Origin of the sequence: Kitasatospora sp. NPDC058048, assembly GCF_042885555.1 — a bacterium.
GTDB classification, from domain to species: Bacteria; Actinomycetota; Actinomycetes; order Streptomycetales; family Streptomycetaceae; genus Kitasatospora; species Kitasatospora lactacystinica.
In genome coordinates, this window is the sequence record NZ_JBHVRT010000044.1 from 53,752 (window position 1) to 66,838 (window position 13,087).

Consider the following 13,087-nt stretch of genomic DNA (forward strand, 5'->3'; position numbering starts at 1 on the left):
GCCCGAGGGGCCGACCGCTGCACCCGCACAAGGAGATCACTGCGATGAACGTCACCACCCGCCGCCGCAACACCGTCACCGCCGTCCTCGCCGCGACCGCGCTCGCCCTCGGCCTCGGGGCCTGCGGCAGCGGCTCCGGGTCGCCCTCCGCCTCCGTCTCCCCGTCGAAGGCCCCCGCCGCCGCGCCGGCGGCCGGTACCACCGCGTCGGCCGCCGGTGCCGCCATGAGCGACCGGCCGTTCGGCACCGCCTGTGCGGCCGTGCCCAAGGACGGAGCCGGCTCCTTCACGGGCATGGCCAAGGACCCGGTCGCCACCGCCGCCTCCAACAACCCGCTGCTGTCCACCCTGGTGACCGCCGTCAAGCAGGCGGGCCTCGTCGACACCCTCAACTCCGCGCAGAACCTCACCGTCTTCGCGCCCACCAACGACGCCTTCGACAAGATTCCCAAGGCCACCCTGGACGCCGCCCTCGCCGACAAGGAGACGCTGACCAGGATCCTCACCCACCACGTCGTTCCCCAGCGCCTCGCCCCCACCGCCCTCGCCGGAGGCCACAAGACCCTGGAAACCCACGACCTCACCGTCACCGGCGCCGCCCCCGACTTCACTGTCGACGGCGACGCCAAGGTCCTGTGCGGAAACGTCCAGACCGCCAACGCCACCGTCTACATCGTCGACACCGTCCTGATGCCCGCCTCCTGACGCGCCGTTCGCGTCCCGCCGGCGGCCCGCCCGATCGCGGGCCGCCGACGGGCCCGGTGGACCTCCTGCGGGACGGACCGGGGAAACCGGACCTGCCGGACCAGCACCCTCGGCCTTATTGCACAATAGTTGCAGTTGCACAGCAATCAGCAATAAGGGGTGCGCGTGATGCCGGACTCGCCGGTGGTGCTGGGGATCGAATCCTCGTGCGACGAGACCGGCGCCGGTCTCGTCCGCGACGGGGTCCTGCTCGGACAGGCGGTCGCGTCGAGCATGGACGAGCACGCCCGCTACGGCGGGGTCGTACCGGAGATCGCCGCCCGCGCCCACGTCCACGCGATGGCCCCCGTGGTCCGCGAGGCCCTCGACCGGGCCGGACTCACCCTCGCCGACGTCGGCGCCGTCGCCGTCACCGCCGGACCCGGCCTGTCCGGCCCGCTCCAGGTCGGGGTCGCGGCGGCCAAGAGCTACGCCTTCTCGCTCGGCGTCCCCCTCTACGGCGTCCACCACCTCGCCGGACACGTCGCCGCCGCCGCCCTGGACGGCGAACCCCTGCCGAACCCGTGCGTCGTGCTGATCGTCTCCGGCGGGCACACCTCCCTGCTGCTGGTGCGCGACCTCGCCCGCGACCCGATCGTCCACCTCGGTGACACCCTCGACGACGCCGCCGGCGAGTGCTTCGACAAGGTCGCCCGGATCCTCGGCCTGCCCTACCCCGGCGGGCCCGCCATCGACCGCGCCGCCCGCGACGGCGACCCGAAGGCGGTACGCCTCCCCCGCCCGCTCAGCGGACCCAACGACCCCCCGTACGCGTTCTCCTTCTCCGGCCTCAAGACCGCCGCCGCCCGCTGGGTCGAGGCCCGACGGGCGGCCGGCGCCGAGCCGCACGTCCCGGACGCGGCCGCGGCGCTCCAGGAGGCCATCGCCGACACCCTCACCCGCAAGGCCGTCCGGGCCTGCACCGACCACGGGATCGACACCCTAGTCGTGGTCGGCGGGGTCGCCGCCAACTCCCGCATCCGTGCCCTGACCGAACAGCGGTGCGCCGCGGCCGGGATCACCCTGCGGGTGCCGCCGCTGCGCCTGTGCACCGACAACGGCGCGATGATCGCGGCCATCGGCGACCTCCTGGTCCGCTCGGGCGCCGCCCCCTCCCCGATGAACCTCTCGATCGACCCGTCCGCCCCCTTGGAATACGCGGCACTCTCCCCGCTCGCCCCGGCGGCCCCGGCCCGGGCCGCGTAACGGCCCTCCCGGTGCGGCGGCCGCACCGCGCCAGGGCCCACCGGTGGGCGTTCAGTGGCCATGACCGGTGCCGGCGGTCTCGCCTTAGGATGCGGGAATGGACAGGACCACGCTGCCGCACGGAGAGCTCATACCGATGACGACGAGGCGAACCCGCTGGCAGGAGGCGGGGCAGAGCGGGAACTTCGGCAAGCGATTCGCCGAACTCATCTCCGCGGGCGAGGACGTCGACGGTGAGGCCCGGCTCGCCGACACGCTCCTGCCGCGCGGTGCCCGAGTGCTCGACGCCGGCGCCGGCATGGGGCGGGTGGCCGCCGCGCTCCTGCAGCGGGGGCACGACGTGGTCGCGATCGAGCCCGACGAGGCCCTGGTCCGGCAGGCTCGGGAGACCTACCCCGGGCTGCCGATCGAGGAACGCGACATCCTCGACCTCGGCCCCGACGACGGCCCGTTCGACCTGGTCGTCTGCGTGGGCAACGTCATCGTCTTCCTCGCCGAGGGCACGGAACGCAGGGCACTGGGCGCGATGCGCGACGTGCTCGGCGAGAACGGCCGGATCCTGGTCGGCTTCCACCTCCAGGACCCGCCGCCGCACGCCAGGACCTACACGGTGGCGGAGTTCGAAGCGGACCTGACCGCCGCCGGACTGCGCGTCGACCTGCGGGCCGGAACCTACCAGCTGCACCCCGCGAACGACGCCTACGGCGTCTGGATCCTGAGCCGCGCCCAGAGTTGACCCCGTCTCCAGAGCCGGCGCTCTGTCGACGAACACCCTCCCGTGGAGCGGCGCGGCGCGGGGAGTTTTCGGAGCGCCGGCCCCTGGGCCCGGCGGCCCGCGTCAGCGACGTACGGCCCCAGGACCCGTCGGCCTCCTGCGTCGAACCCGGCCGGGGCCTTCGAGCCCGCTGATAGATTCCTGCGGTGAGCGAGCAACTGCCCGGCGGCGGCATCGAGCTGTCACCCGAGGAGATCGAAGCCCTCGACGCCAGATGGTCGTCCTGCTGGACCCCGAGCGAGGTCGCGCAGCGCTTGGCCGGGATCGGCACACCCTGGTACGTCGCCGCGGGCTGGGCACTGGACCTGTTCCGCGGCAGGCGGACGCGCGCTCATGGAGACATCGAGATCGCGATTCCGGCCGCGGGCTTCCCCGAGGTCCGCTCCCGCTTCCCCGGGTACGTCTTCGACGCGGCAGGCAGCGGCCGGATCTGGGAGGACGCCGCACCGGAGGTGCTGGCCGCCGTACACCAGACCTGGCTCCGCGATCCGGTCACCGGAAACTACCTGCTCGACGTGTTCCGCGAACCGCACGACGGCGACACGTGGATCTGCCGACGCGATGAGACGATCCGGCTTCCCTACCCCGACATCATCCTCCGCACCCGGGACGGCATCCCGTACCTGGCACCCGAACTGGTCCTGCTGTTCAAGGCCAAACATGTCCGCCGAAAGGACCAATCGGACTTCGACGCGACCGTCCCGCACATGACCCCGGCTCAGCGCGCGACCCTGACCGGGCTGCTCGCCCGCGTACACCCCGGGCATCCCTGGCTCGCGGCCCTGTAGCCGGCCCCGGATGCACCGACCCGATGGTGCGTATCCGGAGCACGGTTCCGTCGTTGACCAGACCGCGCCGGGCGGTTGCCCGGGCGAGGTCTGCGCAGGGACCGGCTTTCGCCGGGGCTGCGCCGGGAAGGGGCACGATGAGCCTGGTGACGGGTGCTGGACGGCAGAGCACGGGCACCGGTGGACGCGCCGTGGGCAAGCGGGTGGCGGTGGTGGGTGCGGCCGTGGGAGCGGCGCTCGCCCCGGCCGGTGTCGGCCACGCCGACATCCTCGGTGCGGGCAACGCCGTGTTCGGCAACTCCTGTGTCAACCAGGGCGGCACGCAGGCCACCGGCGGCACCGTGGCCGACAGCGGCACGGTGACGGGCAATCAGCTCGGTCTGCCGCTGAGCCTGCCCCGCAATCATTGCGGGAGCAGCGGAATCGTCTGCACGGCCGTGTTCATGTCGAGCGTCTGATCCGGCGGGCCCGACGTGGTGCGAGGCGGTGGCGCCGGGGCCGGTCCCGGGGCGGCGGGTGTGTCGGTGGAGGACGCGGCGGTACGGGAGTTGGCGGCTCTGAGCGGGCGCGCGGTGCCGCTGCTGCGGGAGTGGGCGGACGAGTTTCCGCGGCTGGGCGTGGCGCGGGCCCTCCTGGTGCTGGCGACCGGAGGGGGCCTGGGCGACGAGGTGCTGCGGGAGGAGTTGGTGGTCGCGTACCGGGACGCGCAGGCGGCCGACGCACGGTCGGCGAGCCTGGTGTACGGGGTCTTCCTGTACACCCACCGGCAGTTCCGGCTGACGGCCGACCACCTGGTGGCGCACTTCGCGCAGTGGCCCGGGGACGAGGTGGCCTCCCTCATGCTGGACGCCTTCCACGCCTGCGGAGAGCCGGACTACCGCGCGCACGGTGACGCGCTGGCCGAGCGGCAGCACGCCCTGGTCGGCGCGGACAGCTGGCCCTGGACGGGCAGGCTGGCGTGGACGCGCGCGGAGCAGGGCCGCGCCGAGGAGGCCTTCGACCTGGCCGCGCAGGCGCTGGACCGGTTTCCGCGCGCCGGACTCGCGGCGCACGCCCGCGCGCACGCCGAGCAGCACCTGGGCGCCGGCCCCGCCGCCGTCGCGTTCCTCGACCGGTGGCTGGCGGAGGACCCGCGGGCGGTCCAGTTCAAGCACCTGAACTGGCACGCCGCCCTGCAGTCGCTGGCCTGCGGGGACTTCCCGGACGCACGTCGGCGGGCCGACGAGGTCCTGGGCCGTGCGGACGTGGGAATGCGCTCGGCGACGAACTGGCGCCTGCTGCTGGCCGGGCAGGAGCCCGCCGGCCGCTGCGACCTCGACCACGTACGGGCCCTGCTGGCCGGGCAGGGCGGAATGGCGGAGGTCTTCCACACCTTCAACCTGGCCCTGGCCCTGGCCGTCGAGTCGGCCACCGACGACCTCGAGGCCCTGGCGCGGCTGGCGGCCGGTGACGAGCGCCCCGACTACCGCGAGGTCCTCGCCCCGGTCGTCCAGGCCCTCGCCCACGTGACCACCGGCCGCTCCCACGCGGCCGTCGACCTCCTGACCCGCCTGGGCGGGCAGGTGGAGCGCATCGGCGGCGTACGGGTGGAACGCGAGATCGTCCAGGACACGCTGGCCCGCGCGCTGGTCGACACCGGCGAGCACGCCCGCGCCGCCGCCCTGCTGCACGAGCGCCTCACCACCCGACGCCACCACACCTACGAGGACCTCCTCCTCTCCCCGCCCGCCGCCCCGGCCCGCGCACCCCGCACCCCCGTCGCCGCCTCGCTCCCGGGAGCCCTCCCATGTCCGCGCCCCAGCTGATCGTCGTCTCGCCGCGCGGCAGCGGCACTCCCCTGCTGGCCCGCATCACCACCGCACTCGGCTACACCCCCTACGGCACCATGAGCGGCATCGAGCAGGACGGCGATGACCGGCCCGGCCCCGGCGAGGTCTCCCCCGTGCTCCGAGCCGCCTACGGCCAGGAGAGAGCCGGACGCCTGCTGCTGCGGCAGCGCGACGACCGGGTCGAGCTGGAGGCCGCCTTCCAGCTGGCGGTGACCGCCCTGTGGCGGGTCTGGTGGAAGCGCCTGGGCCAACCGGTCACCGCCGCCTCACCCGTCGACCCCGTCCTCGAAGACCGCCTGTCCCGCGTCCCCGACAGCGAACTTCCCCGCCTGCTGCCGGGCCGCGGCTGCTGGTACGTCAACAACCTCGACCTGGAACGAGCCGACGCCGGCTTCCTGCGCGCCTGGCACACCACCGCACGACCGCCGATCGTCTACCACCACCGCGACGTCCGCGACCGCGTCATCGAGCAGATCAGCCTGCTCTCCCGACCCGCCGGCCACGTCGGCTCGATGCCCGAACACCTCGTCTACCGCGACATCCTCGGCGCCCTGCCCACCATGGACGCCAGGATCACCCTCGCCCTGACCGACCCGGGCTTCCCCGGCATGCGCGAAGCCCACCGCTGCCAGTGGCTGCTGCGCCACCCCGCCGTCTGCGTGCTCACCCACGAGGAGCTCGCCGGACCCGCCCACGGCGGCACCGCCGAAGCCCGCGACCGCGCCCTGCAGCGGCTCCTGACCGCCATCGGCCACCCCCACCCGGCCTCGGCCCTCGCCGCCGCCCTGCCCGGGCCCGCGAGCGGCGAGCTCCCCGTCGGCATCTGGCGCAGCCACTTCAGCGCCGAGCACGAACGCCTCTTCCAGCAGCACCACGGCGGCCTCCTGCCTCCCCGTGCCGCCCCGACCGGAGGCTGATCCGCCGAGACCTGGCCACCGCGCTTTCCGCCGGGTCCGGACGTTGCTCAACTCCCGTTCATCGAACCGGCAGCCGCCTGCGCCACCGACTGCACCAGGGAAATGCCGGCGTCCTCGCTCCCGTTGCCGTCCGAGAGCACCGCGATCAGCAGTTCGTGTCCGTCGCACTCGACCATCCCGATGCTGTTGATCACCCACAGGTCGTCCGCATCCCGCGACAGCCAGCCGTTCTTCACCGCGTACGCGCCGCTGGTCGCCGCCGCGCTCACACCCCAGCGCTGGTCGCTCTCGACCTGGCCGAGCAGCTGCCGGATGTAGTCGCGCGAGGCGGACGAGAGGATCGAGTCGCCGGTGAAGACCTGGCGCAGCAGCTGCGCCTGGTCGGTGGCGGTGGTGGAGGTGAGGCCCCAGTAGCCGTCCGTGCCGGCCACGGTGGAGGTCAGCCCGAACCGTTCGTCGGCGGCGTCCAGACCGGCCTCCTGGCCTATCGCGTTCCACAGGGCCGTGGCCGAGTCGTTGTCGCTGTTCTCGATCATCTCGGCGGCGAGGCTCTGCTGCGCGTCGCTCAGCCCGGCGCCCCGGTCCTGGGCCTGGAGCAGCAGCGTGGCCAGGATGTCGACCTTGACGATGCTGGCGGTGGCGAAGGCGTGCCCGGACGCACCGTAGGCGAGCGACTGCCCGGTGGCCAGGTCGGTGACCGAGACCGACACCGCGCCGTCGGCCTGCGCGGCGGCGCTGCGCAGAGCCGCGCCGGCGACCGGGGCGGGAGGGACGGTGGGACCGGCCTCGGTGCCCGCCGAGGGCGTCACGGGCACTGAGGGGGCCACCGGCGTCGAAGAGGTCGCCGGAGTTGAGGGGGTCACCGGCGCCGAGGAGGCCACCTGCGCCGAGGAGGTCACCGAGCGGGACGGAGCCGAGTCGGCCTGGACGGACATGGGCGACCCGCCGTCCGTTCCGCCCGAATGTCCCTGCAGCACCGCGAAGATGAGCCCGGCGGCTGCGAGGACGCTCACGGGTGCCAACACCCTTGTCGGGGGGACGCTTCGCTTCGACATGCTGGATGACGCTAGAGCGCGCCCCTTTGAACAGTCTGAGGACAGGATGGACGTTTACTGACACCTGCCCCTCGGGCTGTCACCCGGCCGGACGAGCACGCTCGCCCACGACCCGTGGCGAAGGGATAGTGACCTTGTGCGACAGGCCGAGCGGGCGCGTGGCCCCACACGTGGCACCAGGCGACCAAGGCGCCGGACCCCGCTGCCCGAAGCCGCCCGCGGGGCCCCGGGGTGGATGCCGCCGCCCTTCCGTCCGGCCTCTCACCGAGGGGAAAACCGCTGCCATGACACCGACCCGGCACGAGGACGAGGACGACGACGAGGCGATGTTCGGAGCGGAGACGGCCGGGGACGGGGAGCTGCGGGAGGCTCTGCAGCGGCTGGCCGCCGGCACCTGCGCGATCGTCCGGGTGCCCGACCTGCTCCGGGGCGACCCGGGCGACCTGGGCGACCTCGTCGCCCGCATCGAGCAGGCCGACTTCGAGCCCTACGACGAGGAGCGGCTCGACCCGCCGATCCTGAAGTTCGGCCCCGCGGTGTACGACTACTACGGGCAGGGCCAGGTCCGGGACGCCTACTGGGAGAAGGCGGAGCAGGCACGGAAGGCCGCCCGCGACCTCTACGGCGGCACCGACCCGGCGGTGACCCTCATGCGGCGGCTGGGCACCGAGCTCGGCATTCCGGTGCGCCCTGCGACCATCGGGGGGCGCCCGCTGCACGTGGGCATCCTCCGCGAGTTCCCCACCGGATCGAAGATCCATTACGACGAGGTGGTGCGGGAGTTCCCCGGCCGCCTCGACGACCAGCCCCTCGTGCAACTCGCCTTCAACCTGCACCTCACCGTCGCCGGGCACGGCGGCGCGCTGACCGTCTGGCGGCACCGCTGGATCCCCGCCGACGACACCCGCAGGGACGGCTACGGCTGGGCCCCCGAGGTCGTCGCCGACGCGCCGTCGGCCACGGTGCGGGCCGAGCCCGGCGAAGGCGTCTTCTTCGACTGCCGCAACTTCCACCAGGTGCGGGACTTCGAGGGCGGCCGCCGGATCACCGTCTCCCTCTTCCTGGGATTCACCATGAACGGCGAACTGATCGTCTGGTCCTGACCGTCGCCCCGGCCCCGGTGCGCTCCCTCGCCGACGTGTTGCCGGACGGGTCGGCCGGCGCCCCCGCCCCCGGGACGTACCGGGGGCGGGGGCGCCGGGGTGGTGAGGCGGTGGGATGTGTCCGGGTCAGCTCCGGGTGGCCACCAGCTGGCTGGAGCCGTCCGGCAGGCCCGCGATGGCGGCGCGCTGGGCCGGGAAGGTGCTCGCGCCGTACGCGCCCTGGACCGCGGCGAAGCCGGACCAGGCGCCGTTGGTGAAGCGGGTCTCGTGGTAGAGGTTGCCGTCGTTGCCGATCACCGCCACCTGGGACGAACCGTCCGGCAGACCGGCGATGCCGACCGCCCGCGCGGCCATGGTGGGCGTGCCGCTGCCGGGCAGGGCGGCGAAGCCGGACCAGTTGCCGTCGGCGAAGCGGGCCTCGTGGTAGATGTTCACGTCGCCGCCGATCACCAGGACCTGCGAGGAGCCGTCCGGCAGCCCCGTGATGGACACCCGCGAGGCCGCCATCCGCGAGCTGTTCACACCCGGGAGCGGGGCGAAGCCGCTCCAACTGCCGTTGGAGAAGCGGGTCTCGTGGTAGACGTTCCCGTCGTTGCCGATCGCCAGGACCTGGGCGGACCCGTCGGGCAGGCCGGCGATGGCGATGTCCGAGGCCCCCATCGTCGGGGTGCCGACCCCGGGGAGCGCCCCGTAGCCCGACCAGTTGCCGTCGGCCGAGCGGATCCGGTGGTAGACGTTGCCGTCGCTGCCGACGGTCACCACCTGCGAGGAGCCGTCCGGCATGCCCGCGATGCCGGTCCGGCGGGCCTGGGTGGCCGGCGTGCCGTCGTCGGGCACCCCGGCGAAGCCGCTCCAACTGCCGTTCGCGGCACGGACGCCGTGGTAGAGCCGGCCGTCCAGGCCGATGCCCAGCTCCTGCGAGGAGCCGCCCGGCAGCCCGGTGATCGCGGCCTCCGAGCCGCGGAACACGCCCGCGCCGCCCGTCAGCGGGCTGAAGCCGGGCCAGGCGCCCGAGCTCTGGCGCACGCCGAGGAAGAACGCGGAGGACTGGGACGGCGGGGCGGCGGTGAGCTGGATGTCCAGGTAGTCCTGGTCGATCGCGATCGCGTAGCCGCCCCAGTTCTCCGCGTTCTGCGGCGAGGCGTACTGGTGGGCCCGCTGGTGGTTGTTCCAGTAGCCGGCCGGAATCGACGGGTCGGCGGTGTCCTCCCTGCCGTTCCAGTTGGCGCTGAAGACGGCGTCGGGCATGGTGTAGGCGCTGTTGCCGGCGTTGGCGGCCAGGTCCTTCATGCCGGACGAGGAGCTGCTGTAGACGCCGGAGTTGTAGCCCCAGGCGTGCAGTTCGTTGGTCCAGGCGGTGAGGAAGGCGAGCACCGCGGCCGAGTACTGCGGGGTGGTGTACGCCTCCATGTCGTAGTAGAGGATCGTGCCGGGGCCGAAGCCGAGGGCCTGGGCCTGGCTCACCGCGTCGTCGGCGGCGTTGGCGCCCTCGGTGGCGGGGTAGCTGATCTTCGGGGCCTGCACACCGACGTACATCGGCATGAAGGCCCAGCCCGCGGCCTGCTGCTGCTGGACCCAGGAGGCCGTCAGGTTCGGCTGGGCGCAGGCCCGCCTGACGCCGCCGATGTAGACGCCGACCGCCCGGTACGGGGAGGAGGCCATCCACGCGTTCATCGCGGCACCGGAGGGCGCCGTACAGGCATCGAAGCCCTTGCCGGTGTAGTTCGTCGCCGACGCGGGAACCGACGCCGCCGCGGCCGAAGCAGCCGGTGCGGCGGCTGCGGCCATGGCCTGGCCGGACGGCGCGGCAGCGGTGGACTTCGGGGCGGCGGTGCCGGCGGACTTCGGGGCGGCGGCCGTCCCGGGCCCGGCGGGCGCCGGCTGCGGCCGGTGCGTCGGCGCGGGGGTGAGTCCGGCGCCGGTGATGATCCGCCGCACCAGCGGCTGGTCCGTGTCGTACGTCCCGGTCACCGCGACGACGCCGTCGGTCGCCCGGACCGTCTGCGCGACCGGGTTGGAGCCCTCCCGGTCCGGCGCGGCGCCCTCGGCGGGCTCGACCAGCAGGGCCTCAGTGCGGCCGGTCAACCGCGGCGGGCAGACCTGCTGCTCGCCCGGGTGACCGAGGTACACCGCGTGCTGGTCGAAGCGGACGCAGGCCTGCGGGTCCACGGCCAGATCCACCACCGGCCAGGCCGAAGGCACCTGGAAGACGCGGCCCTGGTACGTCACCGACTTGGTGTCCGGGCTCGCGGCGGGAGCCGCTACGGCGGAGCCTGCGACGGCGGGCGCCGCCATCAGCACGGCCGCCACGACGGCCGCTGCGCTCCGGAGCGCTGTCATTGGGGACTTCACCCAGTTCTCTCCTGACGTGACGAAAGACCGCACGCCGAGGAGTCGGCCGCGCGGCGTCGGCCACGATATCCACGCCCTCGACGGGTGCCGCCACAGGCCCCTCCCGTCAGCCGACCGTCCGTCAGCCGCCGCTACCGGACATTCCGCCTGATTCAGTCGATCCATCCGGGCGGCCGCCCGGATCTGTTCGCCGCTCCGACCGGGGGCGAGGCTGCCGCTGACGCCCAGTGCGCCACCGGCGGCACAACGGACCCCGCACTGCCGGACCGGATAATTCGCATACGAGAATTCGGATGCGCGGAAGGCATCCGACGTATGCACTCGATCAGATGACGTCGTCGGCGAATCCGTGTCCCGCCACCGCCACCGCCACCGCCACCGCCACCGCCACCGGCGTACGGTCAACCGGCGGCGCAGTGCGCAGCGAAACGAACTCGGTAGTGGGGTGTCACGCAGGAGGAGGCGACAGGACATGGAGCCCGATCGCCTCGGCTGCGATGGTCATGGCGGCGTCGAAGTACGCGGGGTAGTCCGTGATCACCTCGTTCAGGTGACCGAACAGCTCGAAGCTGATCGTGCCGATCAAGGAGATCCACAGGGTGAGCGACCGTTCCACCAGGTCCGCGTACGGTTCGGCCGGCGCCCCGCCCGCGCTGTCGAGCACCTGCTGGGTGACGAGCCTCGGACCGGGGAGCGGCTGCGCGGGGGGTCGCAGGAGCCCCGAGGCGCGTGCCTCGACGACGAGACCGGCCATCAGGCGGGTGACCCGGGTGGCGGGGTCGACCGTGTCGGTGGGGGCCTGGTAGCCGGGGACGGGCGAGCCGTAGACCAGGGCGAACTCGTGCGGGTGGGCCAGGGCCCACTGGCGGACCGCCCGGCATGCGGCAAGCCACCGGGCGCCCGGATCGGCGGGAGCGGCGGACGCCGCCCCTGACTCCGCGGCCGCTCCGACCGCGTTGAACGCGTCGATGATCAGCGCGGTGAGCAGTGCGTCCCGGCTGGGGAAGTAGCGGTACAGCGCCGAGGAGGCCAGGCCCAGGTCACGCGCCACCGCGCGGAGCGACAACGCGGCCGCCCCGGTCTCGGCGAGCTGGCGAGTGGCGGCTTCCTTGATCGCACGAGTGAGCTCGGCGCGGGCCAGCTGCCGCGCGGTCTGCGATGCCGTCATGCCGCCCATCCTGTCATTCAAGAGCAGTGCACACAAGAGAGAGCACTGCTCTTGACTTCTCCCCACCACTGCGAGAACACTCCTCGGCGAAGAGAGCACTGCTCGATAAAGAGAGCACCGCTCTCTCAATTCTCCAGGAGGACCCGCATGGCACGGCACATCGTCATTGGCAAGGGCCCCGTCGGCGCCACCACGGCGCGACTGCTCGACGAACAGGGTCACGAGGTCGTCGTCCTGAGTCGCTCCGGCGGCAACGGGAGTACGGCGCTCGACGTCACTGACACGGCATCACTCCGACAAGCCACCAAGGGCGCCGAGGTGATCTACAACTGCGCGAGCCCGCTGTACCACCGGTGGCCCACCGACTGGCCGCCGATCTCGAACGCCCTCCTCGACGCGGCGGAGTCCGCCGGCTCGGTGCTGGTGACGATGGGCAACCTGTACGGCTACGGCCCCGTCGACGCCCCCATCACGGAGGACCTGCCGCTCGCAGGCACCGGCACCAAGGCCCGGGTCCGCATCGGCATGTGGCGCGACGCGTTGGCCCGGCACCAGGCCGGCCGGATCCGCGTCGCGGAGGCGCGGGCCTCGGACTTCTTCGGGCCCGGCGTCACCGCGGCCGGCCACCTCGCCCAGCGGATGATGCCCGCACTCCTGGCCGGCCGTGCGGTCAGGCTGATCGGCAACCCGGACGCACCGCACAGCTTCACCTATGTCCCCGACATCGCCCGTTCGCTCGTACGGCTCGGCACCGACGAGCGGGCGTGGGGGCGCGCCTGGCACGTTCCCACCGCCCAGCCGCTGTCGACCCGGGAGGCGGTCCGGCACCTGTGCCGGCTGGCGGGTCTGCCGCCGGCCAGGGTCGGCCGGATCCCTTGGTGGCCACTCCACCTGGCCGGCCTGGTCAACCCCATGCTCGGGGAACTGCGGGAGGTGCAGTACCAGTTCGACCGGCCGTTCGTGCTCGACTCCCAGGCGTACACCACGACCTTCGGCGAGGTGCCGACCCCGATCGACGAGGCGCTGGGGGCAACCGTCGAGTGGTGGCAGGCGCGGCTCAGCCGGTAGCACCACGTACGCGGCATCGGCTGTCGGGCTGTGCAGACCCTGCGGCGAAGCCAGGAGCCGGCCGAAGCCGCGCCCAGTGAATC

At 73.3% G+C, this 13,087-nt stretch carries 12 protein-coding genes; 9 read left to right on the forward strand and 3 right to left on the reverse strand.

The features are described from left to right. Positions 1-44: 44 nt before the first annotated feature. From ACFVVA_RS34195 to ACFVVA_RS34225, 7 genes are all read left to right on the forward strand, one after another. A complete protein-coding gene (locus ACFVVA_RS34195) occupies positions 45-704 on the forward strand; it encodes a fasciclin domain-containing protein (protein ID WP_387694631.1) in 660 nt (219 codons plus the stop codon). A 168-nt stretch (positions 705-872) separates the two neighbouring features. Then, positions 873-1,949 (forward strand): tRNA (adenosine(37)-N6)-threonylcarbamoyltransferase complex transferase subunit TsaD, encoded by a 1,077-nt coding sequence (gene tsaD, locus ACFVVA_RS34200; RefSeq protein ID WP_387694632.1) that lies wholly within the window; start codon positions 873-875, stop codon positions 1,947-1,949. Positions 1,950-2,085: 136 nt separating this feature from the next. Continuing rightward, positions 2,086-2,685 carry a class I SAM-dependent methyltransferase gene (locus tag ACFVVA_RS34205; RefSeq protein WP_387694633.1) on the forward strand — a complete coding sequence of 200 codons (600 nt, stop codon included), beginning with the start codon at positions 2,086-2,088 and terminating at the stop codon, positions 2,683-2,685. Positions 2,686-2,870: 185 nt separating this feature from the next. Continuing rightward, positions 2,871-3,512: a nucleotidyltransferase domain-containing protein gene (locus ACFVVA_RS34210; protein WP_387694634.1), complete on the forward strand. Its 642-nt coding sequence runs from the start codon at positions 2,871-2,873 to the stop codon at positions 3,510-3,512. A 137-nt stretch (positions 3,513-3,649) separates the two neighbouring features. Next, positions 3,650-3,970, forward strand: a complete 321-nt coding sequence (locus tag ACFVVA_RS34215) for a chaplin family protein (RefSeq protein ID WP_387694635.1) — start codon at positions 3,650-3,652, stop codon at positions 3,968-3,970. A gap of 60 nt (positions 3,971-4,030) precedes the next feature. Continuing rightward, entirely contained in the window at positions 4,031-5,317 is a 1,287-nt protein-coding gene (locus ACFVVA_RS34220) for a hypothetical protein (RefSeq protein WP_387694636.1), read from the forward strand. After that, on the forward strand, positions 5,299-6,258 hold the full coding sequence (locus ACFVVA_RS34225; RefSeq protein WP_387694637.1) for a hypothetical protein: 960 nt from the start codon (positions 5,299-5,301) through the stop codon (positions 6,256-6,258). Before ACFVVA_RS34220 ends, ACFVVA_RS34225 begins: the two co-directional genes overlap by 19 nt. A gap of 47 nt (positions 6,259-6,305) precedes the next feature. On the opposite strand, the gene ACFVVA_RS34230 is transcribed toward ACFVVA_RS34225, so the two are convergent. Next, positions 6,306-7,271, reverse strand: coding sequence for a serine hydrolase (locus ACFVVA_RS34230; protein WP_387694638.1), 966 nt, complete (start codon positions 7,269-7,271; stop codon positions 6,306-6,308). A gap of 326 nt (positions 7,272-7,597) precedes the next feature. On the opposite strand from ACFVVA_RS34230, the gene ACFVVA_RS34235 reads away from it, so the two are divergent. Beyond that, positions 7,598-8,416 (forward strand): proline hydroxylase, encoded by an 819-nt coding sequence (locus tag ACFVVA_RS34235; RefSeq protein ID WP_387694639.1) that lies wholly within the window; start codon positions 7,598-7,600, stop codon positions 8,414-8,416. A 126-nt stretch (positions 8,417-8,542) separates the two neighbouring features. On the opposite strand, the gene ACFVVA_RS34240 is transcribed toward ACFVVA_RS34235, so the two are convergent. Continuing rightward, on the reverse strand, positions 8,543-10,756 hold the full coding sequence (locus ACFVVA_RS34240; protein ID WP_387694640.1) for a glycoside hydrolase domain-containing protein: 2,214 nt from the start codon (positions 10,754-10,756) through the stop codon (positions 8,543-8,545). A gap of 460 nt (positions 10,757-11,216) precedes the next feature. Beyond that, a complete protein-coding gene (locus ACFVVA_RS34245) occupies positions 11,217-11,936 on the reverse strand; it encodes a TetR/AcrR family transcriptional regulator (RefSeq protein WP_387694641.1) in 720 nt (239 codons plus the stop codon). Positions 11,937-12,083: 147 nt separating this feature from the next. On the opposite strand from ACFVVA_RS34245, the gene ACFVVA_RS34250 reads away from it, so the two are divergent. Then, positions 12,084-13,004, forward strand: coding sequence for an NAD-dependent epimerase/dehydratase family protein (locus ACFVVA_RS34250; RefSeq protein WP_387694642.1), 921 nt, complete (start codon positions 12,084-12,086; stop codon positions 13,002-13,004). Positions 13,005-13,087: the final 83 nt, after the last annotated feature.

Coding starts and splice junctions, on each gene's coding strand:
- ACFVVA_RS34195 (WP_387694631.1), top strand. CDS start 45: ATGAACGTCACCACCCGCCGCCGCAACACCGTCACCGCCGTCCTCGCC.
- ACFVVA_RS34235 (WP_387694639.1), top strand. CDS start 7,598: ATGACACCGACCCGGCACGAGGACGAGGACGACGACGAGGCGATGTTC.
- ACFVVA_RS34240 (WP_387694640.1), bottom strand. CDS start 10,756: ATGACAGCGCTCCGGAGCGCAGCGGCCGTCGTGGCGGCCGTGCTGATG.
- ACFVVA_RS34205 (WP_387694633.1), top strand. CDS start 2,086: ATGACGACGAGGCGAACCCGCTGGCAGGAGGCGGGGCAGAGCGGGAAC.
- ACFVVA_RS34245 (WP_387694641.1), bottom strand. CDS start 11,936: ATGACGGCATCGCAGACCGCGCGGCAGCTGGCCCGCGCCGAGCTCACT.
- ACFVVA_RS34215 (WP_387694635.1), top strand. CDS start 3,650: ATGAGCCTGGTGACGGGTGCTGGACGGCAGAGCACGGGCACCGGTGGA.
- ACFVVA_RS34225 (WP_387694637.1), top strand. CDS start 5,299: ATGTCCGCGCCCCAGCTGATCGTCGTCTCGCCGCGCGGCAGCGGCACT.
- tsaD (WP_387694632.1), top strand. CDS start 873: ATGCCGGACTCGCCGGTGGTGCTGGGGATCGAATCCTCGTGCGACGAG.
- ACFVVA_RS34250 (WP_387694642.1), top strand. CDS start 12,084: ATGGCACGGCACATCGTCATTGGCAAGGGCCCCGTCGGCGCCACCACG.